General features: G+C 63.5%; 14 protein-coding genes. 9 read left to right on the top strand and 5 right to left on the bottom strand.

What is annotated here, in order from left to right:
* Positions 1 to 6: 6 nt before the first annotated feature.
* Positions 7 to 888, bottom strand: coding sequence for a PAC2 family protein (locus tag AC1D75_RS16840; RefSeq protein ID WP_495516473.1), 882 nt, complete (start codon positions 886 to 888; stop codon positions 7 to 9).
* A gap of 51 nt (positions 889 to 939) precedes the next feature.
* Between AC1D75_RS16840 and metH the strand changes: the two genes are divergently transcribed.
* The 4 genes from metH (at position 940) to AC1D75_RS16820 (ending at position 8,653) form a co-directional block, all read left to right on the top strand.
* A complete protein-coding gene (gene metH, locus AC1D75_RS16835; RefSeq protein WP_495516472.1) occupies positions 940 to 4,518 on the top strand; it encodes a methionine synthase in 3,579 nt (1,192 codons plus the stop codon).
* A 67-nt stretch (positions 4,519 to 4,585) separates the two neighbouring features.
* Complete coding sequence (locus tag AC1D75_RS16830; protein ID WP_495516471.1) at positions 4,586 to 5,818, top strand: acyl-CoA dehydrogenase family protein; 1,233 nt, start codon at positions 4,586 to 4,588, stop codon at positions 5,816 to 5,818.
* A gap of 59 nt (positions 5,819 to 5,877) precedes the next feature.
* Entirely contained in the window at positions 5,878 to 6,732 is an 855-nt protein-coding gene (locus tag AC1D75_RS16825; protein ID WP_495516470.1) for a hypothetical protein, read from the top strand.
* A gap of 58 nt (positions 6,733 to 6,790) precedes the next feature.
* Positions 6,791 to 8,653, top strand: a complete 1,863-nt coding sequence (locus tag AC1D75_RS16820; protein ID WP_495516469.1) for an HNH endonuclease signature motif containing protein — start codon at positions 6,791 to 6,793, stop codon at positions 8,651 to 8,653.
* A 3-nt stretch (positions 8,654 to 8,656) separates the two neighbouring features.
* Here the strand turns inward: AC1D75_RS16820 and helR are convergent, their stop codons facing one another.
* Positions 8,657 to 10,822: an RNA polymerase recycling motor ATPase HelR gene (helR, locus tag AC1D75_RS16815; protein ID WP_495516468.1), complete on the bottom strand. Its 2,166-nt coding sequence runs from the start codon at positions 10,820 to 10,822 to the stop codon at positions 8,657 to 8,659.
* A 429-nt stretch (positions 10,823 to 11,251) separates the two neighbouring features.
* Between helR and AC1D75_RS16810 the strand changes: the two genes are divergently transcribed.
* From AC1D75_RS16810 to hisG, 3 genes are all read left to right on the top strand, one after another.
* Complete coding sequence (locus AC1D75_RS16810) at positions 11,252 to 11,998, top strand: HAD family hydrolase (RefSeq protein ID WP_495516467.1); 747 nt, start codon at positions 11,252 to 11,254, stop codon at positions 11,996 to 11,998.
* Positions 11,964 to 12,245, top strand: a complete 282-nt coding sequence (locus tag AC1D75_RS16805) for a phosphoribosyl-ATP diphosphatase (protein WP_495516466.1) — start codon at positions 11,964 to 11,966, stop codon at positions 12,243 to 12,245. Before AC1D75_RS16810 ends, AC1D75_RS16805 begins: the two co-directional genes overlap by 35 nt.
* Before the next feature lie 68 nt (positions 12,246 to 12,313).
* Positions 12,314 to 13,159, top strand: coding sequence for an ATP phosphoribosyltransferase (hisG, locus tag AC1D75_RS16800; RefSeq protein WP_495516465.1), 846 nt, complete (start codon positions 12,314 to 12,316; stop codon positions 13,157 to 13,159).
* A gap of 21 nt (positions 13,160 to 13,180) precedes the next feature.
* On the opposite strand, the gene AC1D75_RS16795 is transcribed toward hisG, so the two are convergent.
* Both AC1D75_RS16795 and AC1D75_RS16790 read right to left on the bottom strand, forming a co-directional pair.
* A complete protein-coding gene (locus tag AC1D75_RS16795; protein ID WP_495516464.1) occupies positions 13,181 to 14,032 on the bottom strand; it encodes a thioesterase family protein in 852 nt (283 codons plus the stop codon).
* Between the two features lie 14 nt (positions 14,033 to 14,046).
* The gene (locus AC1D75_RS16790; protein WP_495516902.1) at positions 14,047 to 14,892 is read right to left on the bottom strand and encodes a RecB family exonuclease; all 846 of its coding nucleotides are present in this window, start codon (positions 14,890 to 14,892) and stop codon (positions 14,047 to 14,049) included.
* Between the two features lie 256 nt (positions 14,893 to 15,148).
* Between AC1D75_RS16790 and AC1D75_RS16785 the strand changes: the two genes are divergently transcribed.
* Together AC1D75_RS16785 and arc are read left to right on the top strand one after the other, a co-directional pair.
* Entirely contained in the window at positions 15,149 to 16,003 is an 855-nt protein-coding gene (locus AC1D75_RS16785; RefSeq protein ID WP_495516463.1) for a tRNA (adenine-N1)-methyltransferase, read from the top strand.
* A gap of 166 nt (positions 16,004 to 16,169) precedes the next feature.
* Positions 16,170 to 17,954 carry a proteasome ATPase gene (arc, locus tag AC1D75_RS16780; RefSeq protein WP_495516462.1) on the top strand — a complete coding sequence of 595 codons (1,785 nt, stop codon included), beginning with the start codon at positions 16,170 to 16,172 and terminating at the stop codon, positions 17,952 to 17,954.
* A gap of 81 nt (positions 17,955 to 18,035) precedes the next feature.
* Here arc and glgP read toward each other — a convergent pair whose 3' ends face one another.
* Complete coding sequence (gene glgP / locus AC1D75_RS16775; protein ID WP_495516461.1) at positions 18,036 to 20,618, bottom strand: alpha-glucan family phosphorylase; 2,583 nt, start codon at positions 20,616 to 20,618, stop codon at positions 18,036 to 18,038.
* Between the last annotated feature and the right edge of the window lie 41 nt (positions 20,619 to 20,659).

The following is a 20,659-nucleotide window of genomic DNA, read 5'->3' as shown; positions in this document are numbered from 1 at the left end:
GAACCCTCAGGCACCGAAACTGCCGCCTGGCCCACGTCGGCGCAGGTAGCGCTCGAATTCCGCGGCCAACGCGTCTCCGTCGATCTTCGAGAGTGTTTCGTCGACACTGACCTCGGCATCGCCGCGTTCTTCGAGTCCACGCACGTAATCCGAGATTTCGTCGTCGTCTTCGGTCATCTCGGTGACCGCGCGCTCCCACTCCTCGGCCTGCTGCGGCAGCTCACCGAGCGGAACCTCGACGTCGAGAACCTCTTCGAGTTGGCTCAGCAGCGCCGCGGACGCCTTCGGATTTGGTGGCGTCGAGACGTAGTGCGGGACCGCGGCCCAGAACGAGATGGCCGGGATACCGGCCGCCACGCAGGCGTCCTGCAGGATGCCGGTGATCCCGGTCGGACCCTCGTATCGGCTCTCCTCGAGCTTGAACTGCTTGGCCGATTCGGCGCTGTACGCGGCACCGGTCACCGGGACCGGTCGGGTATGCGGGGTGTCGGCCAGCAGCGCGGCCAGGATCACCACCGTCTCGACCTCGAGTTCGCGGGCGATGTCCACGATCTCGGCACAGAATCCGCGCCACCGCATGTTCGGCTCGATTCCGCGCAACAGGACGATGTCTCTGTCGGAGCCGGGCGGCGTACAGTACGAGATCGAGGTGGTCGGCCAATCGATCCTTCGGGTGACCCCATCAATCTGTTTGATCGAGGGCCGGTTCACCTGAAAGTCGTAGTAGTCGTCTGAATCGATCTCGGCGAGCGGTACTGCGTCCCAGACCAGTTCCAGGTGCTCCACGGCTCCACTGGCCGCATCGCCGGCGTCGTTCCAACCCTCGAAGGCAGCAACCAGCGTGGGGCGGCGCAACTGTGGGAGGCTTGCGCTCTGCTCGGCGTTCACTGAACCAGCCTACGACCGAACCCCAATTGAGAGCGAACTACCCTGATAACCATGTCCAATGCCACACCGCAGTCCTTCGATACAGAATTGCTCACCGCGATGAGCAAACGCGTCTTGATCGGTGACGGTGCCATGGGAACCATGTTGCAGGCCGCGGATCTGACGTTGGACGATTTCCTCGGTCTCGAGGGCTGTAACGAGATCCTCAACGACACCCGGCCCGACGTACTCCGCGAGATCCACCGCGCCTACTTCGAGGCGGGAGCGGATGCGGTCGAGACCAACACTTTTGGCTGCAACATGTCGAACCTGGGTGACTACGACATCGGCGACCGGATCCGTGAACTCGCGTTCAAGGGAACCAAGTTGGCCCGTGAGGTCGCCGATGAGGTCGGGCCCAGCGCCGACGGCACCCCACGGTTCGTCCTGGGCTCCATCGGTCCCGGCACCAAGTTGCCCACCCTTGGTCACACCACGTTCGCCTCGATCCGGGACGCCTATTACGAATGTGCCGCAGGCATGCTCGACGGCGGCGCCGACGCCATCCTGATCGAGACGTCGCAGGACCTGCTCCAGGTCAAGGCCGCCGTCCTCGGATCTCAGCAGGCCATGGCCGATCTCGAACGACGGATTCCGATCATCGCCCACGTGACTGTGGAGACGACCGGCACGATGCTCCTCGGTTCGGAGATCGGTGCGGCTCTGGCTGCTCTCGAGCCACTGGGTATCGACATGATCGGACTCAACTGCGCCACCGGCCCCGCCGAGATGAGTGAACATCTGCGGTACCTGAGCAAGCACGCACAGGTGCCCGTCTCGGTGATGCCCAACGCCGGACTGCCACAACTCGGCCCCAATGGCGCCGAGTACCCGCTCACGCCCGAAGAGCTCGCCGACGCCCTCAGTGGTTTCGTCAGCGAGTTCGGACTGTCCTTCGTCGGCGGTTGCTGCGGCACCACACCCGAACACATCCGGCAGGTGGCCGCGGCCGTCGCCGGAGTGCAGAAGGCCGAGCGCACCCCTGAACACGAGGCCGAGGTCTCGTCGCTCTACAGCGCGGTCCCGTTCTCGCAAGACGCGTCGATCCTGATGATCGGTGAGCGCACGAACTCCAACGGCTCGAAAGCCTTCCGCGACGCCATGCTGGCCGAGGACTACCAGAAGTGCCTCGACATCGCGAAGGATCAGACCCGCGACGGCGCGCACATGCTCGATCTCAACATCGACTACGTGGGCCGTGATGGTGCCGCCGACATGTCGGCGCTCGCCAGCAGACTCGCCACGTCTTCGACGCTGCCGATCATGCTCGACTCGACCGAACCCGAGGTCATCGAAGCCGGCCTCGAGCACCTCGGTGGCCGGTGTGCGGTCAACTCGGTCAACTACGAGGACGGCGACGGCCCGGACTCCCGTTTCACCAAGATCATGAAGCTGGTCAAGACCCACGGCGCTGCCGTGGTGGCTCTCACCATCGACGAAGAGGGTCAGGCCCGCACCGCCGAGTGGAAGGTCCGCATCGCCGAGCGGCTGATCACCGACATCACCGAGAACTGGGGCCTGAAGGAAGAAGACATCATCATCGATGCCCTCACCTTCCCGATCTCGACGGGGCAGGAAGAGGTCCGCAAAGACGGCATCGAGACGATCGAGGCCATCCGCATCCTCAAGGAGAGCCACCCGGAGGTGCATTTCACCCTCGGTATCTCCAACATCTCGTTCGGCCTGAACCCGGCCGCCCGCCAGGTCCTCAACTCGGTGTTCCTGCACGAGTGTGTGCAGGCCGGCCTGGATACCGCGATCGTGCACGCGTCGAAGATCTTGCCGATGTCGAAGATCCCCGACGAGCAGCGTGATGTCGCGCTCGATCTGGTCTACGACCGCCGCAGGGAGGGCTACGACCCGCTGCAGAAACTGATGGCCTTGTTCGAAGGGGTCTCGGCGGCGTCGGCCCGCGAGAGTCGTGCGCAAGAACTCGGCAGGCTGCCACTGTTCGAACGGCTCGAGCGTCGCATCGTCGACGGTGAGCGTGCCGGGCTCGAGAACGATCTCGACGAGGCGATGACCGAGAAGCCACCGCTCGAGATCATCAACGTGACGTTGTTGGCCGGTATGAAGACCGTTGGTGAGCTGTTCGGTTCCGGCCAGATGCAGCTCCCGTTCGTCCTTCAGTCCGCTGAGGTCATGAAAACCGCTGTTGCACACCTGGAACCGCACATGGAGGCGACCGGGGAAGACGGCAAGGGCCGGATCGTCCTCGCGACCGTCAAGGGCGATGTCCACGACATCGGTAAGAACCTCGTCGACATCATCTTGTCCAACAACGGCTACGAAGTGGTCAATATCGGTATCAAGCAACCGATCTCGACCATTGTCGAAGTTGCCCAGGACAAGAACGCCGATGTCATCGGGATGTCCGGACTGCTGGTGAAGTCGACCGTGGTCATGAAGGACAACCTCAAGGAACTCAACAGCCGCGGTCTCGCGGAGAAGTATCCGGTGCTCCTCGGTGGTGCCGCGTTGACCCGTTCCTACGTCGAGAACGATCTGAGCGAGACCTACGAGGGCGACGTGCACTATGCGCGTGACGCTTTCGAGGGCCTGCGGTTGATGGACGACATCATGCTGGTCAAGCGTGGTGGCGGTCTTGATCCCAACAGTCCTGAGGCTATTGCGGCGGCGGAGAAGACGGCAGAGCGCAAGGCACGTCACGAGCGCTCGAAGCGGATCGCCGAAAAGCGCAAGGCCGAAGCCGAACCGGTGGTGGTCCCGGAACGTTCCGATGTGGCGGCCGGCCTTCCGGTCCCGACACCGCCGTTCTGGGGCTCTCGCATCGTCAAGGGCATTCCGGTTGCCGAGTACCTCTCGTTGCTCGACGAACGCGCATTGTTCCTCGGGCAGTGGGGTCTTCGCGGTGCCCGCGCAGGCGAAGGACCGAGCTACGAGGACCTCGTCGAATCCGACGGCAAACCGCGCCTGCGTTACTGGATCGATCGGTTGGCGACGGAGAACATTCTGCAGCATGCTGCGGTGGTCTACGGGTACTTCCCGGCGGTCAGCGAGGGCGACGTGGTGCACGTGCTCACCGAGCCGCGTCCCGACGCGCCCATCCGGCACAGCTTCGAGTTCCCGCGTCAGCAACGCAGCCGGTTCCTGTGCATCGCCGACTTCATCCGTTCGCGTGAAGAAGCCATCGAAACCGGCCAGGTCGATGTGCTGCCGTTCCAGTTGGTGACGATGGGTCAGCCGATCGCCGATTTCGCGAACAAGCTGTTCGCGGCGGACGCCTATCGCGACTACCTCGAGGTCCACGGCATCGGTGTCCAGCTCACCGAGGCATTGGCCGAGTTCTGGCACAGGCGGATCCGTGAGGAGCTGCGCTTCGGTGACACCAGTGTGGCGTCGGAGGATCCGGAAGACACCCTGGACTTCTTCGACCTCAAATACCGGGGTGCCCGGTTCTCGTTCGGGTACGGGGCCTGCCCGTCCCTGGAGGATCGCGCGAAGATGATGGACCTGCTCGAACCCGAACGCATCGGCGTGGTGCTCTCCGACGAGCTGCAGCTGCATCCGGAACAGTCGACCGACGCGTTCGTCCTGCATCACCCGGAAGCGAAGTACTTCAACACCTGAGTACCGGTTGCACTCAGGCTGAGTGCAACCGGTGTTTTCGGGTCCGAAGTGTTCGACACTCGGTGGCATGACTTCAACAGTTTCCGCCGCCAGTGCCATCACCGATGCCGAGCTCGACGAGCGCTTCGGGCCGGTTTTCGAGACGATCGCCGCGGGCGCCACGGCACGTGAGGTCGACCGGCGCCTCGCGCACGACGAAGTCCATCTGCTGCGTGAGGCCGGACTGGGTGCGTTGCGCGTGCCGGTCGAATTCGGCGGTCTCGGTGCGACTGTGCGCCAGCAGTTCCGGCTGCTGATCGATCTGGCTGCTGCCGAATCGAATCTGCCGCAGGCACTCCGGGTGCACTTCAGCTTTGTCGAGGATCAGCTTTTGGCCCCACCGAGCGCCGAACGCGATACCTGGCTGCGTGCGGTGGCCGGTGGCATCCTGGTCGGCAACGCCATCACCGAACCCGGTGTCGGCGCGGTGGACCGGTACCAGACCCGATTGACCCAGCGGGACGGCGAATGGATTCTGAACGGCACCAAGTACTACAGCACCGGCTCGCTCTACTCGAACTACATTCTGGTGGCAGCCGACGACGACGGCGAGCGCGTCTCGGTGCTGGTTGACGCCGACGCCGAGGGTGTCACCCAGCACGACGACTGGGACGGTTTCGGACAGCGCCTGACCGCCAGCGGCACCACTGAATTCAACAACGTGGTTGTCGCCCCAAAACGAATCCTGGGCCCGGGCTACGGCGGCGCAGGCAAAACCTACGGCACTGCCTACTTGCAATTGGTGCATCTGGCCGGACTTGCCGGGATCGCGCAGCGCGCCACCTCGGACACTGCCGAGTGGGTTCGCAACCGCACCCGCTCGTATACCCATGCGGCAGCGGACCTTCCACGTGAGGATCCGCTGGTTCAGCAGGTGATCGGCAAGCTGTCCGCCGCGGCATTCACTGCACGCACCTCCGCTCTGGCTGTCGCGGACCTCCTCGATGAGGTCCTGGCTGCCGGTGGCGATGTCACCCCGGAGCAACTCGATCGCGCCGAACTCGCCGCGTCGCAGGCGCAGGTGACTTCCGTCGACATCGTGCTCCGGGCAACCAACGAACTCTTCGAGGTCGGCGGCGCTTCGATCACCTCGGAACAGCTTCGGCTCGACCGACATTGGCGCAACGCCCGCACCATCGCGGTCCACAACCCAACCATCTTCAAAACCCGCGCCATCGGCGACCACGTCCTCAACGGCACCGATCTCCCGTACGCATGGAGTGCCGGCAACCGGGGATTCGGGCGTACCGCGAAACGGTAGACCGGGATATACGAGCAACTATGACGGGTCAGCGGTCGAGTTGTTCGTAGGGTGGGTTCATGAGAACACCATCGTGGGTCGAGTTGGTCGGTCGGAACGTCGCGGCCGATGCGATGCCGGTATCGGGCTCGTTGCGGGTTACCGGCTCCGATCGGCACGGCGAGCGTTTCGATGAACGGTTCGAGTTCTGGTCTGGGGGTGGCGGGCAGTGGCGCATCGAACGCGGTGGCCAGGTGGTCTATATCGCCCAGGACGAACAGAGTTCGCTCGCCTTCATAGAAGGGCAGATGCGCAGGCAACAACGCGGGCGTATCAGCATGGTGTGGCTGGGATCGATGTTCAGCCCTCTGGATCTACTCGGCGAAAACTCACTGCTGAGACGGATGAGTACCGGCATGCGAGCGACGAATGAAGTTCAGTCCATCCATATCGACAGCCGACCCGCTTGGTTGGCGACCCTGGTGACCCCGAAAGGAGAGGGCCGCGTCGAACTGGCCTTCGACGACACCACCGGCTTGCTGGTGTGGTTGCGCAGTCCTGACGGCGGGGGCGTTCTGGAGGTAACCGACCTCGTGGAACACGACCAGATCGAGGCTGAGCGTTTCACCTGGGACGGTTTCGTGGCGAACGACGACGACAGCATCAAGCCGGATCGCCGCGCACAGGCCGATGCCGAGCGCCAAGAGATCATGGCTGCGCTGTCTGCAGCTCTGCGACGACCTCATGACTTGCTGGAAGCCGTGGCCAACACCGACGACCCCGGCCAAGCTCGTTCTGCGCTGATGACCCTTCTGAGTATCACCGAGACGGGGGCGGATGCCGTTTTAGCGATGCAGATCAGGCGGTTCACCCGCACCGAGATCCGCAAGATCGACAGCGAGCTAGCCGAGATACGCAGCTCGACCGCCGACTGACACTGTTGGAAATTGCGTAACAGAATCAATGTCAGACCTCCCGTTTAGACTCGTATGTATGTTCGAGGGGGAGATCGAAGATGCAGGTGGGGACGATGAAATCGGTCCTGCCTATCTGCTGCGTGTTAGTGAGTTGCTGCGTAACACCGAGTTGGCGATGGCGCAGCAAAGTCGGATGGAGTGGGAGCGGTATGCCGCCGCGGCAATGGTCCATCGGCTGCTCGTTGAACCCACCGCCGGGACCGAAGCAGAGATGCGCGCCCTCGATCCGTTCACACAATGCGCCGCGAGACTGGGTCTCGCCCAGGGGTTGACGCAGCGGACGGCTGAGTTACAGATCAGTCGGGGGTTGGCGTTGCGGGATCGTCTGCCGGCCGTCAACGCCTTGTTAAAGGCCGGTCGTGTCGCAGCCCACCACATCCCGGGCATCGTCTCGCGGACTGAGTTGATCGACGGCTCCGAGCATATGGCCGATATCGATCGTGAGATTGCTGAGTACTTGAGTCGTCGCGGTTCGCGGTCGAAGTCCCGGATGCGGGACATGGTCGATACCACCATCTTCCGCCGCGACCTTGACTTGGTGCGCAACAACCGGGAGGACGCGAAAAAGAACCGCGGGGTGTGGGGTTCGAATGCAGACCACGGGATGGCAGTCCTGGATGCACATGGCACGGCTGAAGAGATGACGATGATCATGGCCCGGCTCGAAAAGTTGGCCATGTCGACGTGCAAAGCTGACCCGAGGCGCAAAGCCGATCGCATGGCCGATGCTCTGTTCGCCACGGTGATGGCCCGCGAGTTCTACTGCCAATGTCCCGATGATCCGAAACATCCGTGCACCGCTAAAATCATCACCGTTCCGGCCGATCAGGTCATTTCGGGTGTGGACGTGAAGATCGTGCTGCACGTGATCACCGATCAAGCCACCATCGACGGGACTGCTGACAATCCGGGATTCTTGAACGGGCATGGGGTAATTTCCGGAGACCATGTGCGGGATATCGCCAACCGGCCGGAAGTAGTGCAGCGACCGCTGGGCAACAAGGTCAAACGGGAAGAATCTGAAGGCACCGAACCCGTACCTGCACAACCAGAACCGGCGGATGCAGGCTCGACCGCGCCGGTACCAGGAGCGCAACCGGAGTCGCTGCCTGCGCAAGAACTGCCTGCGTCAGAACCCCCACAGGATGACAATCCTGGAGCCACGCCACCCCGGCGGTCGGTGTACATACGGGCACCGCAGGACCCAAACCCAGGGGAGATCTCCGGCGCGGCGGATGTGCTCGAAGCGTCCTTCCCGCAGGTGGTTCCGTTGCCGGCCACTCAGCCTGGCAACAGCTGTCGGCCATCAGTGGTTCTCGACAGCTACCTTCGGATTCGCGATGTCTACTGCATGTGGCCCGGTTGCGAGCACAAGGCCTGGGGCGCCGATCTCGACCACACCTGCGAGTACAACCACAACGATCCCGATGCCGGTGGTTGCACCCGTCCGTCAGAAATGAAGACGCTGTGCCGTTTTCACCATCTGTTGAAGACGTACTCCGCGGAGACGAAGCGAAGCGGAGCTCGACCAATCGACTGGCTTGACGATCAATACCCTGACCCACGTACCGGGCGGACCCGGCTGATCTTCACCACACCCGAACGCCGCAACTATCACGGCCCGGGATGGACCGGCGACGATCTGTTCCCGACGTTGAGGTTGATCGTTTTCGACAATCAACGCGGCTCACCAAATCGGGGGCCATCCACTACACCGCGACCGACAGCACCGCCGAGAACGCAGACGCGCACCGCTGCCAAACACGCACGCCGCCAACAAGAACGACTGGCCAATCGCCGACAGCGAGGAATGCGGGAGCAACTCGCTCACGAACTCCGCGAAGAACAGGGAAGGAACAGTCCGCCGCCGACTTACTGACAGCTAGTCGCCTGGATTCGTGAGGATCACCAGCCGCTGAGTTGCTCGTGTCATCGCAACATAGCGGTCAACGGCTCCGCTGATCGGGTCACCATCACCAAAGGTCTCGGGATCGACCAATACCACCAGGTCGAACTCGAGTCCTTTGGAAAGCTCCGGTGTCAGCGAGCGCACACGTCGTGTTGCGGCAAACGCGCGATCGCCGATCACACAGGCGATTCCGTCGTGGTTATCGGCAAGCCAGTCATCAAGGATCGAATCCAACTCAGACGTCAAACGATACTCGACGGGAATGTTGCTGCTACGCACTGACGTCGGCACGTTCGCGTCCGGCAACACCGCGCGGATCACCGGCTCGGCTTCGGACATGATTTCCTCGGGCGTCCGATAGTTGATATTCAACGACGCCAGCCTGATCCGAGCCATCCCGACCCGCCGCAGACGCTGCTCCCACGATTCGGTGAACCCGGCTCTGGCCTGCGCACGGTCACCGACGATGGTGAAGCTGCGGGACGGACAACGGGAGAGCAGCATCTGCCATTGCGCATCGGTGAGTTCCTGGGCTTCGTCGACGACAATGTGCGCAAACGGGCCGGCCAGCAGATCGGGGGCGCGTTGCTCCCGGTCGTCCCGTGGTTCGTCTCCGATCAGCGCGTTGCTCAGATCCTGACCTCGCAGCATCGACATCACCATCAGGTCGGAATCGTCGGCGGCGATGAGATGGTCGACCACTGCAGATCGCTGTTCGTGCTCGGCGGCCACCGCGGCCACATGGCGGCGGCGACGCTGCGACGCACCCGGATCGCCGAGTCGCGCCCGAGCGGCATCCAGTAGTGGGAGATCAGCCACCGTCCAGGCCTGCACGTCCTCGCGCTGCAGAGCCGCGACCTCATCGGCGCTGAGCCAGGGCGCACATTTGCGGAGGTACGCGGGGACCGACCACAGGTCGGCCACCAGGTCGGTGGCGGCGATCATGGGCCATTCCCTGTTGAGCGTTGTCCGCAGCTGATCGTTGTCGGACAACGCCATCCGGAGCTGGGCTGGTGAGACGTCGCCGTTGTGACCATCGGTCAGGATGGCGAGCAACTCCTCCCAGATCACCTCGCGTGCCTCGTTGTGCGGCGTCCCGGCCTCGGGTGCGTCGAAAGCTGCCGCCCAGTCGCTCGCGCTCAACCACAGATCAGACCACGGTGTCTCGACAGTCATACCCTTCGTCGGTGGCATCTCGTAGAACTTCACGGCTGCCTCGATCGCCTTCACCAGGTTCGCCGACGATTTGAGGTGGGCCACTTCCGGATCCGGCTCGACCCCCGCGGAGGCACCTTCGGTGACCAGGTCACGCAGGGTGCACGTCGCGACCCCTTCTTCGCCCAGGCTGGGGAGGACATCGGCGACATACGCCAGATAGGGCTCGTGCGGACCGACGAACAACACCCCGCCGCGATGGTGACCGAGCCGCGGATCGGAATAGAGGAGGTATGCCGCTCGGTGCAGCGCCACAACGGTTTTCCCGGTACCGGGACCCCCGTCGACAACCAATGCGCCGCGCGATCCGGCTCGGATGATCGCGTCCTGGTCGGATGCGATGGTGCCGAGTACATCTCGCATCTTCGCTGATCGATTGCTTCCCAGACTGGCGATGAACGCCGACTGATCATCGAGCGCGCCTGCTGATGCCGGCGCCTGCGGACCGAACAGCTCATCTGGGCTGAACACCTCGTCCCAGTAGTCGGTGATCTTCCCGCGGGACCAGCGATATCTGCGCCGACTCACCAGACCCATCGAATTGGCGTGTGTGGCACCGAAAAACGGTTCGGCGGCGGGGGAGCGCCAGTCGATGAGCAGCGTCTGACCGGAACTGTCGGTGAGGCCGAGCCGACCGATGTAAACCGGTTCGGCACTATCGCCGGGAACCATGTATCCCAGGCACAGGTCCAACCCGAACCTGCGCAGCGCCCGCAGACGTGCACCAAGGCGGTGAATCTCCATGTCCCGGTCCATCGCATCCCGGCCGGTGCTGCTGTAGGCCAGTTGTTCCGCGTCGCGGCGTGCGGACAGGTCGGCGATCGTCTGAGAGAGGTTGTCGGCGATGTCGGCGAAGTGTTGTTCGTCGCGTGCGGTCAGCGCCGGATCGGCTTTGTGGGAGAGATGCTCGGGAAGGTTGAACACGCTGTCGGCCGTGGTATACGTATCGGCTCCCGTCGTAGATGTGGCGGTGGATTCAGCGATTTTGCGGCATCACCCGGGCCTTGCCGCAAGCCCCCCGGTGCGCTATATCTTGAAGAGGGCAAGAAAGTATTCGCGCCACGTATTCCTCTGGCGATTTCGATTCACCTGATTCTGATCCGCCACGACGTGGCTGGAAGCGACCGTTCAGCGCGGTCGCGGGCTCACATTCGCCGACCGGTTCCGCCGCCGCAGACCACGTGGATACTCAGGAAGCTCCAGTAGGTGATGGCCGCCACACGGACTCATCGCCCAGCTCCCGCGGAAATAGTGCTGGCTCCTCTCGTCGTTGAGAGAGGGGGCATCACCGGGGCCTTTCGGCAAGCCCCGGGGTGCGCTGTTTCTTGAAGAGAGCAAGGAGTGATGCGCGTCATGAGGGCGACTGGCAATTTCGATTCATCTGTTGGGGTCGGCCATGATGGGCCGGTGAGTGATCTTCCGAAAGCAATTCTGTGGGACATGGACGGCACGCTTCTCGACTCGGAGAAGCTGTGGGATATCGCCATCGCCGATCTGGCCACCGATCTGGGGTTCGAGTTGACCCACGAGGTTCGTGTGTCGACCCTGGGCAATTCGATGACCGACGCATTGACCAAGGTGTTCGATGCCGCCGGCCTCCCGGAGGCCGAACGCGACTATCCCGGCCGCTCCGCCTGGCTGCGAGCCCGCGTCAGCACGCTCTTCAAGGACGGTATTCCGTGGATGCCGGGCGCTCGCGAGACCCTGGATCTGGTTGCGGCGCAAGGCATTGCGATCGCCCTGGTGACCAACACCGAACGTGAACTGGCCGATGAAGCCCTCGGCACCCTCGGGCGGGACCGGTTCACCGCCACCGTCTGTGGTGATGAGGTGGAGCTCGGCAAGCCCGCGCCCGACCCCTATCTGCGGGCGGCTGAGCTGCTCGGAATCGACCCCGCCGACTGCCTGGCCGTCGAGGATTCACCTACCGGAACACAGGCGGCCCGTGCTGCCGGTTGTCCGGTACTCGTGGTGCCCTCGACCGCTCCGGTCCCCGCGGGCGAAGGGCGGACGCAGCGGCAGAACCTGATCGGACTGACCCTCGACGATGTGGCCGAGGCATTCAATGGGACAATCAAGCACCGTGAAGACCTTCGATGAGCTGTTTGCCGAACTGACCGACAAGGCCACCACCCGGCCGGAGGGCAGCGGCACCGTCGCAGCACTCGACAAGGGTGTCCATACCCTCGGGAAAAAGATCATCGAAGAAGCCGGCGAAGTGTGGCTGGCGGCCGAGCACGAGACTCCTGAGGCGCTGTCCGAGGAAATATCTCAGTTGCTCTACTGGCTGCAGGTGATGATGATCAATCGTGGACTGACGCTCGACGACGTCTACAAGCATCTGTGAAGTCGATCCATCCCGTGAACACCAGCCGAAATCCTGACCGACCACATTTCCGATAGGACCCCACTCACATGCTGCGCGTTGCCGTTCCCAACAAGGGGGCGCTGTCCGAGTCCGCCGCCGAAATCCTCAGCGAGGCGGGCTACCGTCGTCGCTCCGACTCCAAAGACCTCACAGTGCTCGACCCGGCGAACGAGGTGGAGTTCTACTTCCTTCGCCCGACGGACATCGCGATCTATGTGGGTTCGGGTGAACTCGACCTCGGACTGACAGGCCGCGACCTCGCGGTCGACTCAGGCGCCGACGTCGAAGAGTGCCTGGGACTCGGATTCGGCGCTTCGACCTTCCGCTACGCCGCACCGAGCGACTCGAACTGGACGATTGCCGATCTGGCAGGCAAGCGGATCGCCACGTCGTACCCGAATCTGGTGCGTTCCGATCTGGCTGCCCGCGGTATCGAGGCGACCATCATCCGTCTCGATGGTGCCGTCGAGATCTCGATCCAGCTCGGTGTTGCCGACGCGATCGCCGACGTGGTCGGTTCCGGTCGAACCCTGCGCCAACACCAGTTGACCGCGTTCGGTGAGTCGCTGTGCGATTCCGAAGGTGTCCTTTTGCAGCGCAAGGGCGTCGAACGCAGCAAGGCGGCCGAACGTTTCATCGCCCGTGTCCAGGGTGTGGTGTTCGGTCAGCGGTACGTCATGCTCGACTACGACTGCCCCAAGAACCTGCTCGATCAGGCCATGAAGATCACGCCCGGCCTCGAGTCGCCGACCATCGCGCCGATGGCCGACGACAACTGGGTGGCTGTGCGCTCATTGGTTCCGCGCAAGCAGCACCAGAACCTGATGGACGATCTGTCCGACCTCGGTGCGAAGGCCATTTTGGCCTCCGACATCCGGTCCTGCCGCTTCTGAGCGTTGGTCAGCCGGTCCTGCTCATCCAGCCGGTCGGATGAGCAGGGTCTGGGCTGAGCGCCCGACCGCACCCGAGGTGTCGTACAACTCCGCACCGGTCAGTCCGTAACCCTGCGGCCCCACGGTCATCCGGGCTTTGATTCCTGTCCATTCGCCGACCGGTTGGCGGTAGAGGTGCACCGTGGTGTCGGTGTTCATGAACGTCCACTCACCGAACGCGAGCCGCGAGCCGACGCCGTTGGCGATGTCGAGGACGGTGAAGAACTTCTCGATGTTCGTGGTCTGTTCGCCGGCCACCAGCGGGAAATTCGGTCGCACCCACACCTCGCGTCCCACCTCCGGATCCGATGAGGCGATGCGGCAATCGAGCGTTCCGACAAACCCTCGTGTCGCCCACTCGCCGATCAAGGGGCCGATACCGGTCATCCCGGGAGCAGCTTCGATCGCCTCGGGCGCGGGAGTCATCGGCGGCTCCGGAATGCGCGCGATTTCCGAGGTCTCGGCAGTTGACATCCGCCATCCCTGAGCCCGGGCGGCGGTCCGGTACGTGCCGTCTGCTTGGAGAACCGACAGTTCGGCCTGCAGCAGGCTGATCTGCTTGCCGGGTCGCAGCACCGTCGTGTGAATCCGATTCTCCGCCATCCCGATTGCGCCGAGGATGTCGACCGTGATGCGGGTGAACTCTTGCGCGGGATCGGGCTGATGCCGCAGCAGCGATCGGGCCAGCAGGCCGATGGGAGGACCACCGTGCTGCAATTTGTCGCCCCACACACTGACCGTGTGTTCGGTGGGCATGAAGTGTTCGTGATCGACGTTGCGACCCAGTGGCAGATAGTAAGCGGCATGTTCGGACACAGGGGTCGATCTTGCCATCCGTTGTTGGCTGACTAGTCGTCGGTTGGCTCAGCGGGGGTGGCCTGGCCTCCGACCGTTGGCCATCCGGGATAGGGGAGTACGGTGCCGCCGAACTCGGGGCAATGTGCCTTGTGGTCACACCACTGGCACATCCGGCTTTTCTTCGGTTGGAAATCCCCGGTCTCTCCGGCGGTCAGAATCGCTTTCCAGATCGCCTTCAAGGTCTTGGCGAAGCGTTCTAGTTCGGCTTCGTCGGGCGTGTAGACCAGCGACTGTCCGTCGGCGAGATAGAGCAACTGGAGCCGGGCAGGCACGATGCCGCGGAGCCGGAAGATCGCCAGGGCATAGAACTTCATCTGGAACAGCGCGCGGGATTCGAAGCTCTCACCCGGCGAGCGGCCCGTCTTGTAGTCGACCACCCGGACCCGGCCGTCAGGCGCCACGTCGATCCGGTCGACGAAGCCGCGTAGGAGCACACCGTCGTCGTCACCATCACCGGCCAGATCGACCTCGACGCGCAATTCACAGGACTCGGGCGTGAACGCCGTGGGGTTCTCGAGCGTGTAGTAGGTGGTGATGAGCTTGTGCGCGTCGGACAGGAACTTGTCGACCTGGTCGTCGGGGACCAGATCTCGCAATTCGGGTGTCTGCTCACAGAGAGCACCCCATGCACCGTCGACGAGCAGTTCGGCTGACTCCGGAACCCGCAGTCCGGCCGGCATGTCGAACAGGTTCTCCAGCGCCGCATGCACAACCGTGCCGCGTACCTGGGCCTGCGTCGGGACTTCGGGGAGCCTGTCGATGGCGCGATAGCGATAGAGGAGCGGGCACTGTTTGAAGTCTCCGGCCCGGCTGGGAGACAACGCCGGGACCCGGATCGGCTGACCGCCCGGGCCGGACCCTGTGCCCTTGTTCGGGCCGGACTCGGTGCTCTTGTCCGGGCCGGACGCTGACTGACTCTCGGGGTGGGATTCGGTACTCACGCTCACACCTGGCAGGGTATGCCTGACCAACGACAACCCTCCTCAATTGCGCCGAACCTGCCGTAGGCGATCATCGCGCTCCGACATCACCGGTGTTGGCGCTGGGTGTGAGGGATGTTTCCGCTGTTCGCCAGGAAGGCACGCTCCCGCAATGTCCACCACAGGTCCGTTTGCCATCGGGGATCGTGTTCAGTTGACCGATGCCAAAGGCCGCAAGTTCACCGTGCGCCTCGAGGCCGGCAAGAGTTTCCACACACACAAGGGCGGCATCGCCCATGACGACCTCATCGGCGCCGACGAGGGCATCGTGGTCACCTCGACCTCCAATACCCCGTACCTGGCCCTGCGTCCGCTGCTCGTCGACTACGTCCTGTCGATGCCGCGCGGGGCTCAGGTCATCTACCCCAAGGACGCCGCCCAGATCGTCATGGAGGCGGATATCCATCCCGGGTGCACCGTGCTCGAGGCCGGTGCCGGATCCGGCGCCCTGACCTGCTCGCTGCTACGCGCGGTCGGCGAACACGGCACCGTGCGCTCCTATGAGGTCCGCGACGACCACGCCGAACACGCCGTGCGGAACGTCGAAGAATTCTTCGGGGGACCGCCACCCAACTGGGATCTGACCATCGCCGACCTGTCGGATTACCCGGGCACCGCCGACGTCGACCGGGTGGTTCTGGACATGCTCGCGCCATGGGAAACGCTCGACACCGTCAAACGGGCATTGAAACCAGGCGGGGTCCTGGCTGTTTATGTGGCAACCACCACCCAGCTCTCGCGTGTCGTCGAAGCCCTCCGTGAACAGACCTGCTGGACCGAACCACGGGCGTGGGAATCGCTGGTCCGTGATTGGCACGTAGTCGGTCTTGCCGTCCGGCCGAGTCACAAAATGCAAGGTCACACTGCATTTCTTGTGACTGCTCGCCGTCTTGCCGAAGGGACTGTCGCGCCCCGCCCGCATCGGCGTCCGAGTAAGAACCAACCGATCCCGGAGCAATCCGAGTAAAGTCGGAAAACCTTGCGGCGACACACAATTAACACATCGACAACATCACGGTCCGCGAGGGACGGGGCACGCCGGACGTTTCGCCGGTAGCCTCGGGTAACAGGATCGACCGTACGTTCGCCGAGTGATGGTGACGCCGAGTCGACTCGCCGGAGAGGAGTCAGAAATGACGGAATCAGGCAGCAACGAGCCCCTGGGGGGCGGCGGTCTGAACGCGGACGTCACGCCCGAAGGAGAGTGGGGTTCGGCCTCACCCCGGCCACCGAGCGTGCCACGTTCTGATCCGAGCCCTTTCGGACGCGCAGCGAGCGACAGCGACCTGCAAGCCCGCGTCGAAACGCTGACCACGCGCAACGCCAAGCTTCTCGACACGCTCAAAGAAGCGCGTCAACAGCTGATCGCGCTGCGTGAAGAGGTCGACCGTCTCGGTCAGCCACCGAGCGGTTACGGGGTTCTGCTGGGTATTTTCGAGGACTCGACGGTCGACGTTTTCACCTCCGGACGCAAGATGCGCCTCACCTGCTCGCCGAACATCGATGTCGAAACGCTCAAACGCGGTCAGAGCGTGCGCCTCAACGAGGCTCTGACCATCGTCGAAGCCGGTGCATTCGATTCCATCGGCGAGATCAGCACCCTGCGTGAGGTTCTCGAGGACGGACAGCGCGCGCTCGTGGTCGGTCATGCCGATGAAGAACGGGTCGTCTGGCTGGCCGAGCCGCTCAGCGCGAGTGTGCTGGCCGAAGAAGAGGGCAACCGCAAGCTGCGCCCCGGTGATTCGCTCCTGATCGACACCAAGGCCGGCTTCGCCTTCGAGCGGGTTCCCAAAGCCGAGGTCGAGGATCTGGTCCTCGAGGAAGTACCCGACGTCGGTTACGAGGACATCGGTGGACTCGGCAGGCAGATCGAACAGATCCGCGACGCCGTCGAGTTGCCGTTCCTGCACAAAGATCTCTTCCGCGAGTACGACCTGCGGCCGCCGAAGGGCGTACTTCTGTACGGCCCTCCCGGTTGCGGTAAGACGCTGATCGCGAAGGCGGTCGCCAACTCGCTGGCCAAGAAGATCGCGGAGGTCCGCGGTGAGGATTCTCGCGAGGCGAAATCGTACTTCCTCAACATCAAGGGCCCCGAACTCCTCAACAAGTTCGTCGGCGAAACCGAACGCCATATCCGGCTGATCTTCCAACGTGCTCGTGAGAAGGCGTCGGAAGGTACCCCGGTGATCGTGTTCTTCGACGAGATGGACTCGATCTTCCGGACCCGTGGGTCAGGTGTGTCCTCTGATGTGGAGACCACCGTGGTGCCGCAGCTGCTCAGTGAGATCGACGGCGTCGAAGGCCTCGAGAACGTGATCGTGATCGGTGCCTCCAACCGCGAGGACATGATCGATCCGGCGATCCTGCGACCGGGCCGCCTCGACGTCAAGATCAAGATCGAGCGTCCCGACGCGGAGTCTGCGATGGACATCTTCTCCAAGTACCTCGTCCCGACGCTGCCGGTGCACCCGGACGACATCAACGAGTTCGGCGGTGATCGCAATGCCTGCGTCAAGGCGATGATCGAGCGCGTGGTCGAGCGGATGTACGACGAGAGCGACGACAACCGTTTCCTCGAGGTCACCTACGCCAATGGCGACAAAGAGATCATGTACTTCAAGGACTTCAACTCCGGCGCCATGATCCAGAACGTGGTGGACCGCTCCAAGAAGTACGCGATCAAGTCTCAGTTGGAGACCGGTCAGTCGGGTCTGCGGATTCAGCATCTCTTCGATTCGATCCTCGACGAATTCGCCGAGAACGAAGATCTGCCGAACACCACCAATCCGGACGACTGGGCTCGTATCTCCGGCAAGAAGGGTGAGCGGATCGTCTACATCCGCACGTTGGTCACCGGCAAGAGCTCCGGCGCCAGCCGGGCCATCGACACCGAGACCAACACCGGCCAGTACCTGTAAAAAGGGGATACCAGGACCTCGAACAAAGGAAACGCTCCGCGTCAGGTGACGCGGAGCGTTTCTTTGTTCGGCTGCTGAATATCAGGCGACCTTGACGACCCCGAGTTCGTTGGTGCCGGTGAGCAGTCGGTGATACGGCATCACCCGAACCGTGTAGCCGACGGGACCGGTCATCGGTAGTTGAACCGACACCTCGAAGATCGCTTCGCCACCGGGTTCGGCATGCTCGGTGACGAGGGACATCGTGGGCGTGGCCACCTGTGTCAGGTTCTCGGCCTCGTCGACGCGCCCGATGACGGCCTGGACCACCACCTGGTCGGCGCGTAGGCCGGCCAGATCCACATGGGCGGTCAACGTCATCGTCGAACCGAGCAGAGGTGTGTCGTCAAGACCTGCGCTGTCCACGTCGAGGACCTTCACCGACGGCCAGGACCGATCGACCTGGGCCCGGAACGCGGCCAGATCCTTGGCGCCCTCGAAATTGTTCGCCGTGGTGGCGTGTCCCGAAAGGGCTGCAGGCGCGTACAACTTCTCGGTGTAGTCGCGGACCATTCGCGACGCCAGCACCTGCGGTCCGAGTGTGTGTAGCGTGTGCCGCACCATCTCGACCCAGCGAGCCGGAACACCGTCGGTGCCGGCGTCATAGAACTTCGGAACCACCACGTTCTCCAGCAACTCGTACAGCGCAGCGGCTTCGAGGTCGTCGCGGCGTTCGTCGTCGGTCACCCCGTCCGCAGTGGGTATCGCCCAGCCGTTGGCGTGGTCGGACATCTCGTCCCACCAGCCGTCCATGATCGACAGGTTGAGGCCGCCGTTGAGCGCGGATTTCATGCCCGACGTCCCGCATGCTTCCATCGGCCGCAGCGGATTGTTCAGCCACACATCGCATCCGCCGTACAGATACCGCGCCATCGCCATGTCGTAGTCGGGCAGGAACACGATCCGGTGCCGGACGTCGTTGGCGTCGGCGAAGCGGACGATCTGCTGGATCAATGCCTTGCCGCCGTCGTCGGCGGGGTGAGCCTTACCTGCCACGACCAGCTGTACCGGACGATCTTTGTCGAGCAGGAGTGCTTTGAGCCGGTCGGTGTCACGCAGCATCAGGGTCAGCCGCTTGTAGGTCGCGGCCCGCCTGGCGAACCCGATGGTCAACACTCGCGACGAGAAAACACCTGCAGTCCAACCCAATTCGGCGGCAGAATAGCCCCGTTCGAGTCCGGAACGACGCAGGCGTCGCCGGACTTCGGCGACCAGTTCGGTGCGCAGGGTGTTGCGGGTTGCCCAGAGTTCGGTCGACGCCACGTTCTTCATCGCGGCGAGTGTCGCGGACTCGTCGGGCACACCTTCGCCACCGTCCGCGGCGAGTTCGGTCCACCGTGGTGAGCACCAGGTCGGGGCGTGCACACCATTGGTGACCGAACCGATCGGCACCTGCGAGGCATCGAACCCCGGCCACAAGGCCCCGAACATCTCCCGGCTGACCGCGCCGTGGAGTTTCGAGACACCGTTGGTCCGTTGACCCAGGCGCAAGCCCATGTGAGCCATGTTGAAGACACCCGGGTCACTTTCACTGCCCAGCTCCAGGATCCGCGACAGCTCCAGACCGGGTAGGAGAGTGGACTGCCCGTGATCGTCCCCGAAATACCGGCGAACCATGTCGACGGGGAAACGGTCGATCCCGGCAGGCACCGGGGTGTGGGTGGTGAAGACAGTCGATGCCCGCACCGCGGAGAGCGCCGAATCGAAGTCGAGGCCCGCTCCGCTGGGCGATACCAGTTCCCGAATACGTTCGGCGCCCATGAATCCGGCGTGACCCTCGTTCATGTGGAAGACGTCGGGGTCGGCCCGTCCCTGGATCCGCGTGTATTCACGAACGGCGCGCACGCCTCCCACACCGGCCAGGATCTCCTGTTTGATCCGGTGCTCCTGGTCGCCGCCGTACAGTCGGTCGGTCACAGCACGAAGGTCCGTGTCGTTGTCGGGTATGTCGGAGTCGAGCAACAGCAACGGGATTCGGCCGACGTCGGCAATCCACAGACGAGCCCGTAAGACACGGTTGTCGGGCATCGGCACACGAATCGTCACCGGGTTGCCGTCCTGGTCATTGACGGTGCGGACCGGCAGACCCTGTGGATCGAGGTTCGGGTACCGCTCGGTCTGCCAGCCGTCGGCGGTCAGCGACTGCCGGAAGTAGCCGGATCGATAGAGCAACCCGACACCGATCAACGGCAGCCCGAGATCCGACGCCGCCTTGAGGTGGTCGCCGGCCAGGATCCCCAACCCGCCGGAGTAGATCGGCAGGACCTCCGACACGCCGAACTCCATCGAGAAGTAGGCGATACCGGTCGGGAAACGGTTTCCAGAGGCGACCTGCTCCTGGAACCATCGCGGCTCAGCCAGGTACTCGTCGAGGTCGGCCGAGAGCGCACCCAGTCGGGCGAGGAAGTCGCTGTCGTCGGCCAGTTCGGTCAACCGGTCCGGCCCGATGTCGCCGAGAAGTCGCAGCGGATCTCGAACTGCGGACCACAGGTCAGGATCCATGGAGGAAAAGAGTTCCTGGGTGGCCGGATGCCACGACCAACGGAGATTGGTCGACAGTTTCGCCAGGGGCAGAAGGGACGGTGGCAGGTGAGCGCGGACGGTGAAGCGGCGCAGTGCTTTCACTGCGCAAACCCTACCCATCCGTACGCTCGTCCGCGACCGGA

This window comes from Williamsia sp. Y712 (assembly GCF_059445525.1).
Note: the sequence above shows the minus strand (reverse complement) of the source record. Positions and strands in the feature narration are given on the sequence as shown.

Excerpts from the sequence above, each read along its gene's own strand:
- metH (WP_495516472.1), top strand. The coding sequence starts at position 940 with ATGTCCAATGCCACACCGCAGTCCTTCGATACAGAATTGCTCACCGCG.
- AC1D75_RS16825 (WP_495516470.1), top strand. The coding sequence starts at position 5,878 with ATGAGAACACCATCGTGGGTCGAGTTGGTCGGTCGGAACGTCGCGGCC.
- AC1D75_RS16810 (WP_495516467.1), top strand. The coding sequence starts at position 11,252 with ATGAGGGCGACTGGCAATTTCGATTCATCTGTTGGGGTCGGCCATGAT.
- AC1D75_RS16795 (WP_495516464.1), bottom strand. The coding sequence starts at position 14,032 with ATGGCAAGATCGACCCCTGTGTCCGAACATGCCGCTTACTATCTGCCA.
- AC1D75_RS16830 (WP_495516471.1), top strand. The coding sequence starts at position 4,586 with ATGACTTCAACAGTTTCCGCCGCCAGTGCCATCACCGATGCCGAGCTC.
- AC1D75_RS16785 (WP_495516463.1), top strand. The coding sequence starts at position 15,149 with ATGTCCACCACAGGTCCGTTTGCCATCGGGGATCGTGTTCAGTTGACC.
- hisG (WP_495516465.1), top strand. The coding sequence starts at position 12,314 with ATGCTGCGCGTTGCCGTTCCCAACAAGGGGGCGCTGTCCGAGTCCGCC.
- arc (WP_495516462.1), top strand. The coding sequence starts at position 16,170 with ATGACGGAATCAGGCAGCAACGAGCCCCTGGGGGGCGGCGGTCTGAAC.
- AC1D75_RS16820 (WP_495516469.1), top strand. The coding sequence starts at position 6,791 with ATGTTCGAGGGGGAGATCGAAGATGCAGGTGGGGACGATGAAATCGGT.
- AC1D75_RS16805 (WP_495516466.1), top strand. The coding sequence starts at position 11,964 with ATGGGACAATCAAGCACCGTGAAGACCTTCGATGAGCTGTTTGCCGAA.